General features: G+C 54.4%; 19 protein-coding genes and 1 riboswitch. Of the genes, 2 read left to right on the forward strand and 17 right to left on the reverse strand.

The window, feature by feature from the left end:
- Nucleotides 1-64 precede the first annotated feature (64 nt).
- Nucleotides 65-430 (forward strand): hypothetical protein, encoded by a 366-nt coding sequence (locus HMPREF9720_RS06790; RefSeq protein WP_009597462.1) that lies wholly within the window; start codon nt 65-67, stop codon nt 428-430.
- Nucleotides 431-432: 2 nt separating this feature from the next.
- A complete protein-coding gene (locus tag HMPREF9720_RS06795) occupies nt 433-972 on the forward strand; it encodes a cob(I)yrinic acid a,c-diamide adenosyltransferase (RefSeq protein WP_009597482.1) in 540 nt (179 codons plus the stop codon).
- Here HMPREF9720_RS06795 and HMPREF9720_RS06800 read toward each other — a convergent pair whose 3' ends face one another.
- The 17 genes from HMPREF9720_RS06800 to HMPREF9720_RS06875 all read right to left on the reverse strand — a co-directional run.
- Nucleotides 973-2118 (reverse strand): ABC transporter substrate-binding protein, encoded by a 1146-nt coding sequence (locus HMPREF9720_RS06800; protein WP_009597488.1) that lies wholly within the window; start codon nt 2116-2118, stop codon nt 973-975. It lies immediately after the preceding gene.
- A gap of 188 nt (nt 2119-2306) precedes the next feature.
- On the reverse strand, nt 2307-3860 hold the full coding sequence (locus tag HMPREF9720_RS06805) for a BACON domain-containing protein (RefSeq protein ID WP_009597433.1): 1554 nt from the start codon (nt 3858-3860) through the stop codon (nt 2307-2309).
- A 27-nt stretch (nt 3861-3887) separates the two neighbouring features.
- Nucleotides 3888-5147 (reverse strand): hypothetical protein, encoded by a 1260-nt coding sequence (locus HMPREF9720_RS06810; RefSeq protein WP_022044487.1) that lies wholly within the window; start codon nt 5145-5147, stop codon nt 3888-3890.
- A 2-nt stretch (nt 5148-5149) separates the two neighbouring features.
- A complete protein-coding gene (locus HMPREF9720_RS06815; protein WP_009597466.1) occupies nt 5150-6445 on the reverse strand; it encodes a hypothetical protein in 1296 nt (431 codons plus the stop codon).
- 17 nt (nt 6446-6462) lie between these two features.
- Nucleotides 6463-7704, reverse strand: coding sequence for a hypothetical protein (locus tag HMPREF9720_RS06820; protein WP_009597465.1), 1242 nt, complete (start codon nt 7702-7704; stop codon nt 6463-6465).
- Nucleotides 7701-8858 (reverse strand): DUF5074 domain-containing protein, encoded by a 1158-nt coding sequence (locus HMPREF9720_RS06825; protein ID WP_009597452.1) that lies wholly within the window; start codon nt 8856-8858, stop codon nt 7701-7703. Before HMPREF9720_RS06825 ends, HMPREF9720_RS06820 begins: the two co-directional genes overlap by 4 nt.
- 12 nt (nt 8859-8870) lie before the next feature.
- The gene (locus HMPREF9720_RS06830; RefSeq protein WP_039940111.1) at nt 8871-10949 is read right to left on the reverse strand and encodes a TonB-dependent receptor; all 2079 of its coding nucleotides are present in this window, start codon (nt 10947-10949) and stop codon (nt 8871-8873) included.
- A gap of 124 nt (nt 10950-11073) precedes the next feature.
- Nucleotides 11074-11287: riboswitch (cobalamin riboswitch) on the reverse strand.
- 26 nt (nt 11288-11313) lie between these two features.
- Nucleotides 11314-11934, reverse strand: coding sequence for a hypothetical protein (locus HMPREF9720_RS06835; RefSeq protein ID WP_009597487.1), 621 nt, complete (start codon nt 11932-11934; stop codon nt 11314-11316).
- An 18-nt stretch (nt 11935-11952) separates the two neighbouring features.
- Complete coding sequence (locus tag HMPREF9720_RS06840) at nt 11953-13023, reverse strand: relaxase/mobilization nuclease domain-containing protein (protein ID WP_009597456.1); 1071 nt, start codon at nt 13021-13023, stop codon at nt 11953-11955.
- Entirely contained in the window at nt 13013-13381 is a 369-nt protein-coding gene (locus HMPREF9720_RS06845) for a MobC family plasmid mobilization relaxosome protein (RefSeq protein WP_009597437.1), read from the reverse strand. The genes HMPREF9720_RS06840 and HMPREF9720_RS06845 overlap by 11 nt, the downstream gene beginning before the upstream one ends.
- A gap of 103 nt (nt 13382-13484) precedes the next feature.
- On the reverse strand, nt 13485-14177 hold the full coding sequence (locus tag HMPREF9720_RS06850) for a toprim domain-containing protein (protein ID WP_009597461.1): 693 nt from the start codon (nt 14175-14177) through the stop codon (nt 13485-13487).
- A 177-nt stretch (nt 14178-14354) separates the two neighbouring features.
- Complete coding sequence (locus tag HMPREF9720_RS16025) at nt 14355-14507, reverse strand: hypothetical protein (RefSeq protein ID WP_009597434.1); 153 nt, start codon at nt 14505-14507, stop codon at nt 14355-14357.
- Nucleotides 14508-14733: 226 nt separating this feature from the next.
- On the reverse strand, nt 14734-15942 hold the full coding sequence (locus tag HMPREF9720_RS06855; protein ID WP_009597449.1) for a VapE domain-containing protein: 1209 nt from the start codon (nt 15940-15942) through the stop codon (nt 14734-14736).
- Nucleotides 15932-16243, reverse strand: a complete 312-nt coding sequence (locus HMPREF9720_RS06860) for a helix-turn-helix transcriptional regulator (protein ID WP_009597484.1) — start codon at nt 16241-16243, stop codon at nt 15932-15934. Before HMPREF9720_RS06860 ends, HMPREF9720_RS06855 begins: the two co-directional genes overlap by 11 nt.
- A gap of 155 nt (nt 16244-16398) precedes the next feature.
- The gene (locus tag HMPREF9720_RS06865; RefSeq protein WP_009597467.1) at nt 16399-17328 is read right to left on the reverse strand and encodes a DUF6043 family protein; all 930 of its coding nucleotides are present in this window, start codon (nt 17326-17328) and stop codon (nt 16399-16401) included.
- Between the two features lie 13 nt (nt 17329-17341).
- Nucleotides 17342-18352, reverse strand: coding sequence for a type II toxin-antitoxin system HipA family toxin (locus HMPREF9720_RS06870; protein ID WP_009597477.1), 1011 nt, complete (start codon nt 18350-18352; stop codon nt 17342-17344).
- A gap of 2 nt (nt 18353-18354) precedes the next feature.
- Nucleotides 18355-18673 (reverse strand): HipA N-terminal domain-containing protein (locus HMPREF9720_RS06875; RefSeq protein ID WP_009597454.1); only part of this gene is annotated, 319 nt, incomplete at its 5' end.

Raw genomic sequence — 18673 nt, forward strand, 5'->3', positions numbered from 1 at the left:
CTGCCATAACAAGTCATTGCATAGAGATTAGTAGCCGGCCGCGCCTTTTTTTAATTGAATAGTTATGAATATCGTATTATACGGAGTTCCGGCGGAAACGGCCGGAAGGATTGCAGACCGATACGGTCTGAAAGTGATAAATTCGCCCGACAAATTCGACGCATCGGGAACGATGGTACTTGTTCCGTCGATAAACGCCCCGCGGTACCTGTTGGCGTTTTACAACGCCATGCTGCGGCATGAGGACGATGTCGATGCGGTCATTATCTGCGGTGCCGAGTCCTGCGAGGCCGTCAGCACGGTGCAGTACTGCACTCCGCTGGGGAAATTCTTCACCCTGAACGGTGATCTGGACGGAGAGGAACTGGTATCGGAACTTTGTCTGCTTCTCGATTCGCTGTTCGCCGAGGGGAATCAAATCAATTTTTAGGAATGGAGACTAAAGGCTATGTACACGTTTACACCGGTAACGGCAAAGGCAAGACCACGGCGGCATTCGGACTGGCCCTGCGGGCGTTGTGCGCCGGGAAGGGCGTCTATGTCGGGCAGTTCGTCAAATCGATGAAATACAATGAAACGAAGATCGAACGGCTGTTCAACGGCTCGGACCCGGCATTCGGTCGTATCCGTATCGAACAACTGGGGCGCGGATGCTTTATCGGAAAAGACCCCGAGTTGGCCGATGCGGAAGCGGCACGCAAAGGATGGACCCGTTGTGCGGACCTGCTCCGAAGCGGGGAATACGATGTGGTGATCCTCGACGAACTGACCATCGCCCTGCATTTCGGACTGCTCTCGACCGCTGTCGTGCTGGATGTGCTGCGCAGCCGTCATCCGGCTGTTGAGGTGGTTATCACGGGGCGTTATGCACCGCAGGCACTGATCGATGCGGCCGACCTTGTTACTGAAATGTGTGATGTGAAGCACTACTACACGCAGGGCGTCCTTTCGCGCGACGGTATCGACCGTTGATTATTCGAGGCGTTGGTAGTAGTGTAATTCCCGGTCGTTTTCGTCCAGTACCTCCGGGTGCATGATCGCGATCAGGTCGTGCAGGACGACGTCGGGCTGTACCACACCCGACTCCCAGTAGTCGTTGCCTCCGGCGACATTCAGCCGTTTGTTGCAGTTGTAAACGGCACCGTTTCTTACGCATCGGGTGTTTGTGAATTTCGGGAACTGCGATTTCAACTCCCCGAGTGACGCGGCACTGCCCGCATTGAGCCACATATCGGCCTGTGCCGTGAGCATATACGCCTCTTCGAGGTCGATGGGGAGCGAACGGTTCGATGTGTTCTTCTTGTAAATATAATCCCCTCCGGCGTCGGCGATCAGCCGGGCGACGTAGCTTTCGGTCGACGCCATAAACCACGACCCGGCATAGGGCGTGTTAATCATCACTTTCGGATGTTTCGAAGTCGCCGCCGCGACTTTTGCCCGGAGCGCATCGTAACGTTCGGGAACCGGCTCGAAGACTGCTTCGCCTTTTTCGCGGCTGTCGGTGATCTCGGCGATAGCCACCAGCCATTCGGCCTTGCCGAGCGGCGACTCTTCGAGGTACTCGCCGATGTAACAGAACGGAATGCCCATTTCGAGCAGTTTCGACTCCATGCCGCTTGCGCCGCTCACGCCGAACAACAGCACCAGATCGGGCCGTTGTGCGAGCAGCAGTTCGTAGTCGATATTTCCGTCGAAGCCGATGTCCGCCACGGCTTCGGGGTGTGTCGTTACATATTTATTCGAAATATAGTTTCTTCCCGAAACTCCTACCACCCGGTCGACCTGTCCCAACGCATCGAGCATCGCCACATAAGTAGAGGAGAGGCAAACGATGCGCCTCGCTCCCGCTTTCACGACCTGTCCGGTGAAACCTGCCGGAATCTTTTCTCCGTTGCGGACGATGAAGAGCGTTGTTTCGGTGTTCTCGGCGCCTTGCCACGGATTGAATACTTTGAGAAGCGTACTTTGCCGGCCTTCAGCACCGACGATCTCGAAGCCCGAGGCATAGGACGGTTTGTAGAGGGTTTCCGTATAGGCGTCTATTCCTGTCGTGTTCGATGCGCAGGAGATAAGGAAGGTAGCCGCGCTAAGCAGGATGAAATAGACTGTTTTTTTCATAAGAATCCGTTAAAAAGTCTGTTTGCAGAAACCGGATGTATGGTTGTATGGCAGACAACGCATACTACTAACCTCTGTGATTCTCCAGTTTCTGCAAACAGACTATCAAAAAAATGGCGGCAGGATTAATTACAGGAAGGTTTGCAATGGTTCACCGCGATTAAAAGGCCCCGCCGCCGTGTCAAATATTATTGCGCAATTGTTTCGATCTCTTTTCCCGCCAAGTGCAGGTCGATAGCGCAGTTGAACAACACGCAGGCCGGACCATAGCCGTAGCCCAGATCCTGCAAGGTGGCGTTCTGGATCTTCACGAAATCGATGCCCGGCAAATTAACTTTGTTCCCTTCTTTGTCGCGAGCCCAGCCGATGTCGAACGACGATCCAGTCTCATCCGTGGGGTCGCTGTTGCAGACATAGCCGTAGTCGTACCAGCGGGAAGCTTGAGTTGGCCAGCCGTTCGTCAGATCTTCCGGGGCCTTGGCCAGAGGCGGCAGCATCGTGCAACCCGTATATGTCAGTGCGGTGCCCTCGGCCGATTCCATCAACCATGCGGGCCAGACCGAGAATGTCCCCCATGGAGCCTTGGCATAACAATAGGTTCCGGTTTCCGATTCGTTGATTGCATAGGAGACCCATTCTACCATTCCATCGGACGGGGTGACATTGTCGGGACGGGTATAAACCATTTTCAGGTTGCGTCGTTCGCCGGTCTTGCCGTATTCGCTGCCAGCCAGTTCGTACCATTCATCGTCGGCCTTGCCGTTGCCGTTCGCGTCAGACGAAACATAGACAACCCCTTGTGCAGGATAAGCGCCTTTGGTGGCATATGAACCGATGCGGAAGTCGCGCAGACCATTGACATTCATCACTGTATGGTCGAATCTGAATACGATGCTGCCGCCGAACGAACCGAGATTCACTCCCAGATCGTTTTTGTCAAACGGCTTGTCGACGAGTTTTGTGTTGACGCTTGCCAATACCGTGGACGGCGTGTCGATGGTCGAGAATGCCAATCCCTTGCCGTTGGTAATCGCAGGATTATACTCCAAGACTTCCGAGATATAATACGAATAGGCCGTAGCCTCGGTCGTTACGGTGACGGTGGCGCTCTTGGTCTCGGTGATGCCGCTGTCGTCGGAGATTGTCAGCGAAATCGTGTAGTCGCCCGTTTCCAGTTGGATGAACGAAAGCGTCTTGTCGGTTCCGGCTTCGGCAGCTTCCGCGTCGTTAGGGCCCTTCACCGTCCATTTGTAGACGGGGTTTTGGTCGAAGCCTGTGATCGTCGGTTCGATCACGAGCACCTTGCAGCGGTCGGTCGAATAAGTCGCGTCGAGCGACATCGAATTGGAGAATCCTGCCTGATTGATCGTGATTTCGAGCGTTTTGTCGCTTTCGTCCTGTTTGAGAACCACTTTGCCCGGTTCGCGGGCCTCGGTCGAACTGTTCTTGGCGACCGTGATGACCAGCGCAGTCTGTTCGAGTTCGGCCGGAGCCCATTCGGGAGATGAGACCACTTCGTAGGCTACTGCGCTCGTTCCGGCCTGAGCCGTTTTGGTTGAGGTGACCAGGATGGTGTAGGTCTTGCCGTCGGCCGGGGCGCTGATGGGGTTGTCTTCGGCCTTCACCGAGAATTCATAGGTCGTCTTCGACGTGTTGCCGTCGTCGTTCTCGTCTTTACATGCGGTAAAGAGTACGCCTGCGGCCGCAATGGCCAGCAAACTCCGGAAAGTAAATTTCTTCATCGTTTTATAAATTAAAGGTGTGTTGAGTTATTCGTCTTTAGCACAGCGGACGGAATATCCGTCGCTGCGATAGCCCCTGTCTCTTTTTATGCTGGGACGTTGGTCGTAGGGAATGATGTAAATGGAGAGCTGGTAGGTATCCTGAGTCCAGATACCTGTATTGAATCCCGAATTCTTCAGGCATCCGCCACCGACGCGGTAACGGAATCCGGCATAGGGAAAGACCCCTAGTGGCGAATAGTCGGTCGTGGCCTTGTCGAGTCCGTTCCATGCGAACAGTCCGTTCTTGTCCGCCGGGACACACCACCCTTCGGGACAGGGATCGAACGGCGTTTTGCCCCGAGCACCGCACCACAACGTGTCGCACGCTTCGACTTTCAGGGGCTCCTCGCTGGGGAACCAGTTGTCGGCTAACAGGAAATGCATCGGCGAAAATATTGATTTTGCAAAGTTCGTCCGGGTCAGGTCTTCGCTGGTTCTGATCGTGCGGATACCCGTGCCTCCCGATTGCGACCCCTCGGTCAGCAGCGTTCCTGCAGCGTCGTAGATGGGTTTGCTATCGAAACGGTTGTAGTCGGTCTGATTCGTTCCGCGGAGTATGCGGTCGCCGGGGAAGGGATCCTTGCGCCCCCATTGATACAGCAGTCCGCAGGCGGCCAGCGAGTCGGCCGGTGTGTTCTCGATGAGCGCCTTGTCGATCACGGCGCCGAGATTACGATCCATGAAGGTATAATCTGCCACCCCGTCGCCGTTGTTATCCCATGTGTAGATCTTTCCAAAGGCCACCAGTTCCGCATTGGGATCGTAGCGTGTCACCCAAATATGCCAACTCCAGCGTATTTCGCCACCAATGCGGAGGCCGATTAGGGCGTTGCCTACCTTGTCGGCCGTCGATACGAAGATCGAACCCTCCTCGGCGGTCTGCCCCGGGATCAGTCCGACGTTTGTAATTAGGCCGGGAGTATCCTGCCAGAGCAGGACGGGTTCGGGTGTCATCCCTGTGAAATCGCTCTTGTCCAGCCATTCAGCATAGAGATCCCATATGGCATAGGCTTTCAGCACCGGAATGTCGACCGACTCGCCTGGCTTGACCATAAAGCAGTTGGGAGTGTACGATGCTTCGAGGTATTTTTCGTTAACATCGGGTTGGGGTTCCGGCTCCGGTTCCGGCTCCGGTTGGGGATCGGGATATTCGTTGGGATTGTCGTCGTTGTGGTAAGAGCATGACGATGGGCCTATCACGCTAGCAAGAAGCAACAATGTGAAAAATAAAAACGTTTTTTTCATAGTCATGCATCTTTTACACAGCGTATTGATTGTCCGTCGCTGCGGCAACTGACATCGGATTTGATGATCGGTCGTTTTTCCGAAGGAGAGATGTAGATGGAGAGTTCATGGGCATTGCCGATACCGGTCGGTGGAGTTCCCGACCAGATACTGACTCCGAATCCTGAGTTTTTCAGACAGCCACCGCCTGCCCGATAGCGGAATCCGGCATAGGGGAATACTCCCAGTGCCGAGTAGTCGGTTGTGGCGTTTTCGAGCCCGTTCCAGATGAACTTGTCATTCTTGTTCGCTGGGACACGCCACCCCTCGGGGCAGGGATCGAATGGCGTTTTGCCCCGTGTGCCGCACCACAGCGTGTCGCATTTTTTGATTTCTGTGGGTTTACTGCTGCAATACCAATCGCTGTACCCTTCGGCGCCGAGCAGAACGGTCATCGGTTCAAGAATGGATTTGGCGAGCCCCGTCCGCGTGAGATCCGTATCCGTCTTAACGGAGCGGATACCCGTACCTCCAGTGGCACTTCTTTCGGTAAGCAACGTTCCCGAAGCGTCGTAGATCGGTTTGCTTTCGAAATAGTTGTAATCGGTACTGTTGGAACGGCGAAAGTCGTGGTCTCCGGGGAAAGGATCCTTGCGCCCCCATTGGTACATCAGTCCGCAAGCGGCCAATGAGTCAGCGGCAGTATTTTCTATGATCGCCTTGTCGATCGTGGCTCCGAGGTTGCGATCCATAAAAGTATAATCTACAACTCCGTCGCCGTTATTGTCCCATGTGTAGATTTTGCCGTAAGCTACCAATTCCGCATCCGGATCGTAGCGTGTCACCCAAACATGCCAGCTCCAGCGGATTGCACCGCCGATGCGGATGCCGATTACTGCATTGCCCACCTTGTCGGCCGTCGATACGGCGATGGAACCCTCTTCGGCTTGTTGTCCAGGAATCAGTCCGACGTTCGTGATCAAACCCGGCAGATCCTGCCAAAGCAGAACCGGTTCGGGTGTCAGTCCCATGAGATCAGTTTCACCCAGCCATTCGGCGTAGAGGTTCCACATGGCAAAGGCTTTCAGTATCGGGATGTCGACCGACTGTCCCGGCTTGACCATAAAACAGTTAGAGGTATACGCAGCTTCGAGGTATTTTTGGTTAATGTCGGGTCCGGGCTCCGGTTCGGGTTCCGGCTCCGGTTGGGGATCGGGGTATTCGTTGGGGTTGTCGTCGTTGTGGTAGGAGCAGGCGACATTCCCGACGCTCAGCGTCAGCAGCAACGCAGGCAGCAACAGCAGTTTTTTCATTTTCATAGTGTGAAATCTCTATTTTATTGGTGTTGGTCGGGCCGCACGTAGATATGCATGTCGCGGGCCATAAAAATTTCAGTGGAGGTCTCGCCGATCCAGCCGCAGTACTGGTTTAGGGCGGTGTAGACGCGGATAAAGTCGACCCCCGGCAGGTGCACCGGTTCGCGGGTCTCGGGATCCACGGCCCATCCGATGTCGAAGCCGTTGTAATAGTTGCCGTTTTCGTCCTTGGCCTCGTTGGGATAGTTGTCTGCATAGGCGCCGTATTTGAACATGTATTGCAGGTAATAGGAGCCGTTGCCTGAGACATCCACGGCGTTCTTGGGCAGCAGCGTGCCTCGGAACGTCATTTCGTCGGCGTCGATCCACTTAGGATAGTAGTCCTGGTCGTGGAACTTGTTTTTGTAGACACAGTCGGTTTGTCCTCGATTATCCTCCCATTTGATGTAGGTCATATCGGTCAGGGCGCTGTCGTTTCCTTCGCCGGGCGTCGGGACATGGTCGGGGGCGGGACGATGATAGGTGATCTCATAACCGTAGGTAGCCGCCTCATCCGTGTACCACGGATTCTTGTCGATCTCGTACCACTTGTCGTCAGGCTTGCCGTTTTGGTTCTCGTCGAACATGACCATGATGATACCCGGTTCCGAACTGCCTCCGTCGACGCCCGGATGAGCTGCGCTGTTGAACGAGTTGCCGTCGATGCGGATGTCGTATTCGCCCGGAACGTTTACGACCGTATGGTCGAATCCGAACGTGATGTAACCGCCGTATGCGCCGAGAGAAACACCGCTCTGCATCTTTCCGGCGATGGCCTCCTCGGCCTTCTGCCGCATGGTCTCCGCCGTGTCGCCCTCCCGATATTCGGGCATCGCGTTCACGAACTGTCCCGGAGCCGGGCAGTATTCGTAGACCGTAGATATGTAGGGACTGTACTCTACCTCCTCTTCGACCACGTAAAAGGTCATCCGGTGCACGATCGGATTGACGGGGTCGAAGATTTGGAACGTTACGTCATAGGTGCCCGGGTATTGCATCAGGAAGATGTAGTCCTTCTCTTCCGAGAGCAGCGAATCGGCTCCCGAGGCGGTCTTAACCGTCCAGCGGTAACTTTCGCCCGTGAAGGCGGGTTTGAGATCGACGGTCTGCATGCGGGCGACCTTGTAAAGGTCGTCCAGCCCGAGGCTCACATAGGGGATGCCGTCGTTTTCACAGCCGCCGAGCGCGAGGGCCGACAGCAGGATGGCGAATATCTTTTTCATTGCCGAGTCTGTTTGCGTTCGAGAAAAACCATGTGTGCGGGGATATCGCCCGTGCGGACACTCCATTTGTGGACGCCTTCGCGCGAATAACAGTGCAATACGCCGCTCGAAACGTAGTTCTTGGCGTCGGTGACATAGATGTCGCCGTTTCGGGGGTGGATGGCAATGCCGTAGGGAATCACGATATCGAGCTCTGTGCCGTCGGTGATGAATTTGCGCGATACGACACGCTTTTTCTTGACGTCGATGATGGCGTAGGTTACCGTGTTTTTCGAGGTCTGGTTGCTGTACTCGACACTGTAGACATAAAGGGAATCCCCGGAGATGATCATGTTCGAAGCCGGAATGTTCATCGCCTCGGCCACCTGGTAACGTCCGCCGTTGGGTTCCAGCCGGTAGAGGTTCGACGGAACGTCGTCGTAGTTGCCCCGCGAGGAGACCCACAGGTTGCCGTAGGCGTCGGCTTTGATGCGGCTGAGGTTGATCGCTACGTCGATCTTGTACATTTGGCGCATGGTTTCCAGTTCGATGACCGAGACCGTCGAGTCGTAGTTCGGGGCGCGGTAACCGCCCGAATTGGCGACGTAGGCGCGTCCGCCGATGATGGCCAGTTCATCGGGCTGGTAACCCACGGTCACCTGGCCGACGATCTTATAGGTGTCGAGATCCACCTTGAAGACCGCGCCCTTTTGGGCGTTGGGATCCATCGCCACGGGCCCGACATACGCGCTAACGTAGGCATATTTGCCCTTGAACCGGATGTAGCGGCAGTTTGGAATGTCGATCTGCGTGATGCGCCGCGCCGTGTAGGCGTCCATCACCTCGACCTTGTGCGAACAATTGATGACGGCGAACAGCCGTCCGTCGTAAACCTGGATGTCGTTGCCCACGTCGCCCAATTCCTTGACGACATTGGGATTTTTTTCTGCATAGATACCCCGGGCATAGACCGCCGTACGGTAGTCGAGGTAGTCGATGTCCGCCTTGTTGCTGCCCATGTTGCCTTCGTTCAGGAGATACATGCCGATCGGATCGGCGTCGGGATCCTCCCCGAACGGCAACACCTCATACTCGGTGGGGTTCACCAGTTCGATCTTCCGGCAGCCGGCGGCGAGGCAGCAGCCGGCCAAAACGATGAAGAGATACCTTTTCATGGCTCGCGGAGGTTAGAGATCGACGCTGACGACGAACCGGAAGTTGGTCTTCGGCATCGGATAGTTGAGCACCACGTCGTAATCCTGTCCGAAAAGATTGTTAACCTCGGCCGTGGCCTTGAGGGTTCGGGTGCGGATCTTGAAAGTCTTTTGCAGCGAGAGGTCGCTCGTGTACCACGGCTGGGTGTGGTTGCGCGGGATGTTCTCCTGCTGGTTGTAGCGCTGGCCCGTGTAGATGAAGCTGTAATTGAGCCCCCACCCCTTGTAGAACAGCGCGAGGATGGCCGAGCCGCTGTGCCAGGGGATGTAGGGAATCTGGTCACGGTAGTAGGTGTCGGCCGGGTCGGTGATGTCGATGGCCTTCTGATAGGTGTACTGGAACTTGGTCGTCACCTCCAGCTTGCCGAGCGTGAACAGGGCGTTCAGCACGGCGTCCACGCCCTTGATCTCCACTTCGCCCAGATTGAGCATCGTCCAGCGGAACTGCTGTCCCTTGGGATAGGCGATGATTTTATCTGTGATTTTGTTGTAGTAGGCGTCGACCGAAACGTCGAGCATCCGCATGAAAGGCGATTTCTCAAAATTGCGCGTGTATTTCAGGCCGACGTTGAATTGTTCGGCATATTCGGGCTTGAGGAAGGCGTTGCCCATGTCCGTATAGTAGAGGTCGTTGAAGGTCGGCATACGGAACATCCGTTTGTAGAAGGCGCGTACAGAGAGGTCGTGGTTTTTCAGCACTTTGAACGATCCGAAGAACGCCGGGGTAGCCACAGCCTTGTCTGGCCGGGCTTCGAAGCGCTCGACCTTTTCGTGGACAAAGTAACCCAGCACGCTGGCCTGCATCTTCAACCGTCCCCATTCAAATGCCGTGGCCAATGCGGCCATATGGGTATAGCGCGTCGGAAAGGGGAAGGTGCCATCGCTTTCTGTGGGCATGTAAAAAGTGGCGTCGAGCGTATTCCATTGGAAGTCATAGGCCAGCGACACCTCCCAGTGTTCGAAGATGTTGTAGAGATTAGCGCACGAGAAATAGAACTCCTTCTGCTTGTAGGTGTTCTTGGTTTGGATCAACTTGGCGTCTTGATTCTCGTAATGGGTGTAGTCGGCGGCGTACTTGGTGTTGAACAGCGTGCGGAATTTCTTCGACCAGCGGTTGGTCAGCGTTCCCTGGATGAACGAGTTGGTGTCCCACAGCCGCTCACCATGGCGAAAGACGTTGTTGACGATGGCTCCCGGGATGCCGCGTTCGGAGTTGTAGGTGTAGGCCCGCACGGTCCATTGTCCGTCGGCCATCTTGCCGTGAAGTCCGGCCTCCATGCGCGTAGCGTTGATGTCGCCGTTCTGTCGGTAGGCCGTTGTGTCGTAGGCGATCTCGCCCAGCGTGTTGCGGCGGCGGTAGCGGAATTTGTACCGGCCGGTGGCATTGATCCACTCGCCGCTGAACGACGAGCTGACGGCGTCGGAGATCTTATACTCGTAGCGCATCGAGGGATTGATGAGCCCGAATGAACCGGTCTTCATCGTGGCCTTGAAATTAGCCCGTTTGCCCTCCTCGAAGCGGGGACGCCGCGTAGTGATGTAGATGGTTCCCGAGGCTCCGAAATCCTTGGCCGACTGGAAAATGTCACTCTTCTGTCCGTTATAGAGCGATATTTCCTCCACGTCGTCCAGCGAGAAGCGCCCCAGATCGACCTGCCCGTTCTGGGCGTTACCCAACTGGATTCCGTCGTAGAAGACCGCCATGTGGTTGGTGCCCATCGAGCGGATGTTGACGGTTTTCAGACCGCCTACGCCGCCGTAGTCTTTGAGTTGCACGCCGGCAAAATAGCGGATGGCGTCGGCCACCGAAAAACTGTTCAGCCGTTGCAGATCGACGTCTTTGAGGACCTGTGCGGGGATGACTTCGCGGTATTTGGGGATGACGGGGGTGCCGACGATGACGACCTCGTTGATGTTCTGGATACTGTCCAGTTTTCCGACGTAACGCCGGTTCGTGGTGGAATCGGCTTTATCGGATGCCTGAACTGCTGTGGAAATTCCCCCCCCCGCAATAAATGCGAGACATAGGATCGAAAGGTAGAATTGCTTCATTATGCGCTTGGTATCAATAGTTTGTTCGGTAACCATTGATTCCACAGCCGCAATGCAACGAAACAAAATGAAAAAGTGCTTTACATGCATTATCGATTCACGCCCATTCTCCGCAGGCTGCGAAACCAATCTGTCATGCAAGGCAGGTCTTCTGACTTATTCCGGTTACGACGCCTTCCCGGTTTTCACCAGTGGCTGAGATTGTCGATCCCTCATGTGTCCGTTTCCGGACAGGAACTTACAGCAGCGGGAACTGTTGCCGACTTTCACGGCATTCCCTTTTAATCGATCGGAGGCCATATGGCCTTCTTTCCGAACCTTTGCGTGGCAAAGATACAAAATTTACCAGTAATAAAAAATGTTTTTATTTTTTATTAGTCTGTGTCGTTTTATATTGGTCGCTCTGTTTATACCAATATGTAGCTTCGCCCCGCCATTCGTTCCGATCTCTATATAAATACCCGGTTGCCAATATTGTCAAAATTGATAATACGGTTAGAAATACGATTGTTCTCAGAACGATAGGTGGTTGTTTGAGATAGCGTATCTGGGTTTTCATTTCCCATAATGTATTGTTGGCGAGCTTTTCGAATTTCGTCGTATCAACTTCGTTCTTGAATTCGGATAAAGACTTTTTGAAACTTAGAACTTCAGTAATTATTGTTCGATTCTCCTTGTCGATCACCTCCAGTCTCCCCGCTAACTGCGCCAGCAACGCGTTGTATCTGTCGGTAAATTCCTGCATCTGCTCGGTTTTTGCTCCGGACAAGGCCGTATTCCGTTGCAGTTGTTCGAGCTGCTGTGCGATCTGCCCTTGCGAGCGTTCCGCGGCCTCTATCAGCCGTTCGATCCGTTCCAGCTGCGTATTCTCCCAACCTGCGTTCCCTACGCCGCCTGCTTTGGCGTTTTTAATGGCTTTGACAAGTGTTTCCTTGAGGTCTTCGTACATCTCGATTGAGAGGTCGATCTTATTTTTGTCGTTCATGGCTTTCCGGTTTTAAGGTTATATTTTCATTTTGGCTCTTCTTTTCTGTTCTTCCATCCTGCGGCGGCGTTCCATTGCGGCTATGGCCATCGCTGCAGCAGCGGCATCGAGCAGTGCCGTGATTCGTGCTATATGCTCTTCGGGACTTTCTCCCGGCTTGCGCTGCAACTGTGCGGCCGATACTCCGACCGGCGAACTGGCCGGCGGAAGCGGAATCGCGTCGATCTTTCCGCCGGGGCTAGGCGCCGCAGGCTCTTCGCGCGTACCGCCGCCCATGCCGCCGAACAACCCGGCAAATGCCGAACGGTAATTGCCTGCCGCCGCCGAGAGGTTTCCGAGGAGCTCGGCCCGATGCAGCGCCTGCTGTTGCAGGAGGGTGAACCGGTTGTCGAGTTTCGTAAAGCTGAATGCCCTGTCGATCTTCGAGCCGGAGAACTCGAAGCCGTTTTTCGAGAACAAAACCCCTTGTTTGCGGTCGGTATTTCCGCAATATTTGTAGCGCATCGTAATACCTTGATCTTTTAACTTACGTTCCAGCTCGTTCCAGTTTTTGCACTTGGGCAGGCTGCCTTCGATCGCATCGTAGATTTCGTATTGGCTCTTGTCCGGTTCGCGCAGCTGTTCCCGACGCACTTCCTCTTTACCCGGTGCGAGGTATAGCCCGTATTTCTCGGTCAGCTCCCGGCAGACCTTGGCGTTGCGGATCTTGATGTTCTTGTCCGAAATGGTCTGCCCGTTGTTCCCGACCCGGTTGTAAACCAGATGACAGTGCGGATGGGGCTGGTCGAGATGGCGAACCAAGAGATACTGCGTATCGGTGATGCCCATCTTCTGCATATACTCCTTCGCGATCCGCGTCATCAGGGCGTCGGTCATCCGCGGAGCGTCCTTGGGTGAAAAAGACAGGGAGATATGCCCGACGGTGTTTTTTAGCCGTGGGTTCAATAAGGTCTGGTCTTTGAAGTCCTGCACCATATCCTTTACTTCCGGAGGCATAATGCCTTCGGCTTCCAGTATCCGGGATTCCTCTTTCATCACATAACCCACCGTCCCCGAAAAGGACGAAGCGGATATTACCTTACCGACCATCGCATATCTGCTTCAGGAGTTTTTCGATAGCCGTGACGATCGCCGCATGCCGTGCCCTGACAGCCGCCAGACCTTTGACATTGGCCAGCCGGGTCAGCTGGTTCAGATTTCGGGCGACGCCTTTCAGTTGGGCCATGAAATCCAGTTGTTCGCGGGTGATCCGTGCTCTTACCGTTCCTCGGTCGATCAGCTGGCGCAGGACTTCGGCTGGCGGTTGTCCTGCTTCGCGGCAGAGGGCCGAAAAGCGGAGTTTCCGCTCGGGACTGAGCCGCGTGCTGACGACGTATTTACGGATGCGGCCGATGCCGACTTTCGGCCGACCGCCCTGTTTGCTGTATGTTTTTTTCGGTGTTTCCATGATAAGTGGGTTGTAAGCATTTTTTTGTTCAGACCATCGGGATTTTACGCCGGCCAGCGGGGAAGGCGGAGTTTTCGTTTACGAAAACACAACCTTGCCTTCCTTAAATCTTTACCCCTTTCCGACGCGGTGGTTCAATTTCCGCCGTTTCCGCTTTCAGGGCTTGCAGATTATTCCGAAGAGCCTGAACAGCCTTTGTTTCGGAGATGTTTTTTGTGGCTGGAAGTTTTTCCGCATGGCCTTTTATGCGGGCGATCAGATAATCGTTTACGTCCTTGTGCCCGCTGTAAAAATACCTTTGGTCGATTACCTCGCTGCGGGGGCAAAGACGGATCAGATCGGCGGTCGTTTTACGCCCTGCCTCGTCGTTGTCGAAGAAGGCGTGAATCACCGGATGCCGGGAGAGAAACGGTACGGCTTTGGGCAGGTTGACGACCGAGTTTAGAACCGCGGCGTCGATGTGCAGTCGTTCGGGATGTTTCAGCGAGAGATAAGCGAGAAAATCCATAAATCCCTCGAAAGCGATCACCGTGTCGGAACGGTTGTCGAGGGTGGTGATGTGTTTGGGCGAGGAGCCGCCTTTGAACCGCTCGGAGCGGAGCTCCCACCCTCCGGCATCGTTGCGGAACCCGACGGCGAAAAAGGCGCGGCCGTTTACCTCGTAGCGAACCTCGCGGCAGAATGCCGCGGCAACAGACGGGACGATGCCGCGCGAAGAGAGATAACCGACCAATGCCGGATGACGAAGCGGAGCGTCGGAGAGGATCCGGAGCGCGGGGACGGCGGCCGGACGCAAGACCGGCAAGGGACCTCCGGCAGCTGGACGCTCGCCAACACCCGGTGAAAGAGAAACGGAACCGGCGTCCCTTTTTTCACCGTTTTGCAGCCGTCGGATCGCCTCGCGGCTGTCGCACCGCTCCAACCGCATCACGAGGGTGAGCAATGTGCCGCCTTCGCCCAGTCCGAAGTCGTATCAAAGATTTCGCACGTAGTCCACTTTGAAACTCGGCGTGCGTTCTTCCCGCAAGGGTGAAAGATACATGCCGTAACCGTTTCGTTCGTATTTGGGCAGAATGCCCCGCCGGGCGAGGAATTGCCTGATGCTGATATTTTTCAGATCATTCATAATGTTTGTTTTTCGAAGTTTAGCGATATTGCCTTACTACCTACTACATTCGCGTAATCGTTTGATAAACAATTTGCTATGCGTAGTAATGAAGTGCATGGCAGCTTACTACCGTAGTAATTGACGTAGTAGCGTCGTAAGATGCCGTAAGGTGTTTTTTTACATCCTACTACACGCCTGCGTGTTCTTTTTCAATGTTTTGCAGCTGTGTGTAGTAGCGTAGTAACTACAATCCGTAAGAAACGAAAGGGTTGGGTGAGATTTTTTCAATGACCCAGCCGTAGACGGGATTTCCGCCGATGCGTTTCGAGCGTCGCTCGAACCCGGCCTTGCGCAAGGCTTCGCCCATGCGTTTCTCGGAGAGGTTCAGCGACGAATAGCTGCGCAGGTAGTTCAGAATCTCCACGGTGGTCATAAAGCAATCTGCGACGGCATGTTCCGGAGGCTTCTCGAACCCTTTCAGCAGCATTTCGTATTCGATGGTCTGGACATGAAATGCGGCGTTTCCCCGGTGCAGTTCTTCGATTTCGGCTTCGTCGAACCAATAGCGGAATCCGTCGTTCAGGAGTGTTCGGGCTTCGGCATATACCCGATCCATATTGACCCATATCGCCCGGTCGATGTCGATGGATAACACCTCGAAGGGCAGGAAGCACCGCGAGCCGGTCGGATCGGTCAGAAAGTCGTTCCCGTTCACCGAGGCCATGAAGCTCGCCAAGTGGGGATACTCTTCGATGTAAACGTCGTAGGGCCGCCGGTATTTGACCGAAGGAGCCGTGATGAGGTTCTTAAGCTCGTTTTCATCCCGTTTGTTGAGCGCCTTCAGCTGGTCGTCGATGTTGATGAAGAGGTATTCGGCGACCAGCGTCAACACGTCCTTGTTCTGCAGGTCGATCTTTCCCGTGAAAAGATAACTGGCGAGTGAGCGGGGACAGAGGTTGTCGAGCCATGTGGTCTTGAACTTTCCCCGCTCGCCGGTCAATACCAGACAGACGTGGTTCTGACATCCGAGGTCGTTCGTTGCATTGGCGACCACGCCGACGAGCCATTTGGTCAGGTACTCCGACCAATGCCGGGCGTTGCGCACAGTGACGGTCGCGGTCAGTTCGTCGATGGCCTGCGTTCCCGTTGCCGGCGGCAGTTTATGAAAATACGCCTGCACGGGATTCACACGCTCGGAAAAGTCGCTTTCGAGCATGCTGCGCAGGTTCTCCGCCGAGGTGGAGATGCCGATGGTGCGGTCGAGCTCCCGCCGGAAGGAGTTAAGCCGGTATTTGGTCACGGGGAGGAACTCGCCGTCGCTGCTGCGGAACTCCGCACGGCTTTTGACTGTGTTGTAGCGGAAGGCGTAATGCTCCCGCAGGAACTCCTCGATACGCTCGTTCCGGGACTGCTTGCCGGGGGCTGCAACGCTGTCTGACACCTTATTTGCCATCTTGTTCGCCGAGAATCCGTTGAATGTCCGAGGTGCGGTAGCGAACCTTGTTCCCGACCTTAACGGCTTTCAGATATCCTTTGCGGTTCCAATGCCAGAGCGTCGCATCGCAAACATCGCATAGCTCTTTGACCTGTTCTTTGGTCAGGTAACGTTCCTTGCGGGCTTCGGCGACTTGTGCAGCCAGCTCTTCTTTGGCGCGGTCGATAAGGCTTTTGGAGAAAGCCAACAGATCCTCGCCGCTTACCTCCAGCCGGATGCTGCCCGGAGCATCCCGGAGGATGGATAATAAATCTTTCATACATTGCTTTCCGCCCGTTGTGAGGCGCAGCCTTCCGGCGGACGGGAAAGCAACGCCGCCGCCCGGAAATCCGAGCGACGGCGCAAATATAATGTTATGATTGAGCGATATTTAAGCGTTTAATTCGCGGAGTGTTAAGGCGAATTTAACGAGCCTTATTGCGATAGAAAATCTTTTATTTCCCGGATGATAAGGGCCTCGCCGCCCCGACTGCTGACGGCCGATCCGATAAGCAGCGGTTCCGTCAGACGGCTGTATGCTTCCTGTATGCCCCGCTCGTGGACGATGCGGATGTCAGAGCCGTATTCCGCTTGCAGGGCATCGCGGAACGGTTTGATGTTGGTTGGAACTACCAGATAGCGCAATTCATCGAGTGCAATCTTCAACCGTGCGATGTCGGTCTGGCTGTGTCTCTTCGTGAGGTATTCGCCGATCTTTTGCCGCAACTCGTCGGGATGTGCGACGACCGGAGAAAACATTTCCACCAACGATTTGGTCGTACTCGGCCGACCGGGTTTTCTCTTTTCGTCGGAGTCTTCGGCCGGAAGAGTGCCCGCAGCCCATTCCAGCACCCGATCGCTTTCGGCCAGACGCATTGCTTCGCGGTGGGCATTCCAGTCCTGCTTGGTGCGCAGTTCTAATTTGATGGACCGTGAAATCAGCAGTTTGATCGTGGCACTCATGGTCATCTTCTGCAAGAATCCCAGATCGGGCGAGCGCCGCAGCTCTTCACAACGCTCCACCATCCGTTCGAAACTCTTGCCGAAGTAGAGCCAGCAAAGCATCGCCGGAAGGGTCGAATCCTTGCCGGGCTGTTCGCACTCCCGGATGATCTTGCCGGCAAGGTCGTGTTGTCGGGCCGCCTGTTCGATCTCATCGACATGCTCGAACAGTCCTTCATTGGCTTTGGCGGACATAAGGTGCCGATACCGGGGGATGAGGGACATGGCTTGGAACATGACCAACTGGCATCCTGCATAGTCACGGGCGTTCATCGCCTCTTCGAATGCGGCGTATTCGTCGGGGTGGGTGTTCATCCATTCCCGTAACTTCGCTTTGAAAGCCTCGTATTCTTGCTGGCCCATAAGTCGTTTCCTGTTACAATCCGATTTTCAGGTAAGAATCCCGCCGTCCGAGATACATATTCCGGTAATTCTCTTTCAATTCATCGGATAAATAGGAGTTGGCGATCAGCGTATCTAAAAGCGGATAAGAGGTGCAGAATTTGTCGAGTTCCCGTCGGATAGTTTTGTCGGGGAGCCCTAATCTTTTGCCGAATTCCCGGAAAGTTGTGCTGTTGGTCATTCCATAAGGCATAGATTCGGCGGCATTGTCTTTCAGCAACCCTTTGTCGAGAGCGAATATCCGGTCGTCTACATGCAGTTTGGTATTTATCAGGTCGTATGCCGGGGACAGACGGAAATCGCCTGATTCGGTTTCGAGTACCGAAAAATTTTTCAGATGGGCGTCGCCGTTGCAAATCAGAAAATTGAATATGATGAGATCGAAAAATTTCAGGGTCTCTACTTTCCATGCGGGCAGGTATCGTCGAATTAACTCTCCGCATTCTTCGTATGTCAAGTACTCATATTTGTAATTCTTACCGCCGTTTTGCGTAGTCAGTCCGGCGAGCGATGCGAAATCTTCTTTTCTGCGCTTTGTGCCGTCGGGTTTGACATCGAACCGTTTGGTGATATAAGCCGGTTCTCCTCCTTTGAAAAAGCAAAGTCCGTTTGCGGCGGTTTCGATTCCGAATACCTGTGACGCGATTTGCATGGTCAGATTCTCATTCGCGGAACTATATATCCGGTTGCGGAAATCGCTTAACTTCGGTTTGAGGATATAGTGGCCTTGTTCGCCTTTTTGAGTTAAAGCCAGTTTACCGTTGCGAACGATCATCGAATATTTGGGTTGTACTCCCGACAGCGAGATTCGCTCCTGATTGTGCAGAAACTCTTCTTGGGCTGCGGAATTGTTGTCGTCATCAATGGGTGTATAATCCAAAAATGGAGACACTTGCCGGCCGTCGAACAGATGTTTTATCGCAATCGGAGAGTAGCTGTCATATCCTTCGGCCAATGTGGATGGGCAAATCGTAATCGGGTTCATTGTTATAGGGGTTTTACGGTTACTGCTCCGGCAACATCCGTTTGCGCTGTTGCCAGCAGAATGCCGAAATGGTCGTTTTCATCGATATGCAGCATGCGGGATTGAACGATGCGGTTGCGGCCCTCGGAAAGCATGTTGCTGAAAAAGGGGAACAGATAGGCTGATCTATACTCCTGTTGTGTTTTGGGTAATGTCAGACTGACGGCTGGCTGCATATCATCAGCATAGTATGTATCATCGTATTTGAAAACATATTCAGTCGGCGATATTTCTGTCAATATGCCGGCTAACTTGCCATTCATGTATACTGCCCCTTGTCTC

The sequence above is a fragment of the Alistipes sp. HGB5 genome (assembly GCF_000183485.2).
Classification (GTDB): domain Bacteria; phylum Bacteroidota; class Bacteroidia; order Bacteroidales; family Rikenellaceae; genus Alistipes; species Alistipes finegoldii.

Bases quoted from the DNA above. Each gene is read 5' to 3' on its own strand.
- HMPREF9720_RS06790 (WP_009597462.1), top strand. From the start codon at position 65: ATGAATATCGTATTATACGGAGTTCCGGCGGAAACGGCCGGAAGGATT.
- HMPREF9720_RS06795 (WP_009597482.1), top strand. From the start codon at position 433: ATGGAGACTAAAGGCTATGTACACGTTTACACCGGTAACGGCAAAGGC.
- HMPREF9720_RS06800 (WP_009597488.1), bottom strand. From the start codon at position 2,118: ATGAAAAAAACAGTCTATTTCATCCTGCTTAGCGCGGCTACCTTCCTT.
- HMPREF9720_RS06805 (WP_009597433.1), bottom strand. From the start codon at position 3,860: ATGAAGAAATTTACTTTCCGGAGTTTGCTGGCCATTGCGGCCGCAGGC.
- HMPREF9720_RS06810 (WP_022044487.1), bottom strand. From the start codon at position 5,147: ATGAAAAAAACGTTTTTATTTTTCACATTGTTGCTTCTTGCTAGCGTG.
- HMPREF9720_RS06815 (WP_009597466.1), bottom strand. From the start codon at position 6,445: ATGAAAATGAAAAAACTGCTGTTGCTGCCTGCGTTGCTGCTGACGCTG.
- HMPREF9720_RS06820 (WP_009597465.1), bottom strand. From the start codon at position 7,704: ATGAAAAAGATATTCGCCATCCTGCTGTCGGCCCTCGCGCTCGGCGGC.
- HMPREF9720_RS06825 (WP_009597452.1), bottom strand. From the start codon at position 8,858: ATGAAAAGGTATCTCTTCATCGTTTTGGCCGGCTGCTGCCTCGCCGCC.
- HMPREF9720_RS06830 (WP_039940111.1), bottom strand. From the start codon at position 10,949: ATGAAGCAATTCTACCTTTCGATCCTATGTCTCGCATTTATTGCGGGG.
- HMPREF9720_RS06835 (WP_009597487.1), bottom strand. From the start codon at position 11,934: ATGAACGACAAAAATAAGATCGACCTCTCAATCGAGATGTACGAAGAC.
- HMPREF9720_RS06840 (WP_009597456.1), bottom strand. From the start codon at position 13,023: ATGGTCGGTAAGGTAATATCCGCTTCGTCCTTTTCGGGGACGGTGGGT.
- HMPREF9720_RS06845 (WP_009597437.1), bottom strand. From the start codon at position 13,381: ATGGAAACACCGAAAAAAACATACAGCAAACAGGGCGGTCGGCCGAAA.
- HMPREF9720_RS16025 (WP_009597434.1), bottom strand. From the start codon at position 14,507: ATGAATGATCTGAAAAATATCAGCATCAGGCAATTCCTCGCCCGGCGG.
- HMPREF9720_RS06855 (WP_009597449.1), bottom strand. From the start codon at position 15,942: ATGGCAAATAAGGTGTCAGACAGCGTTGCAGCCCCCGGCAAGCAGTCC.
- HMPREF9720_RS06860 (WP_009597484.1), bottom strand. From the start codon at position 16,243: ATGAAAGATTTATTATCCATCCTCCGGGATGCTCCGGGCAGCATCCGG.
- HMPREF9720_RS06865 (WP_009597467.1), bottom strand. From the start codon at position 17,328: ATGGGCCAGCAAGAATACGAGGCTTTCAAAGCGAAGTTACGGGAATGG.
- HMPREF9720_RS06870 (WP_009597477.1), bottom strand. From the start codon at position 18,352: ATGAACCCGATTACGATTTGCCCATCCACATTGGCCGAAGGATATGAC.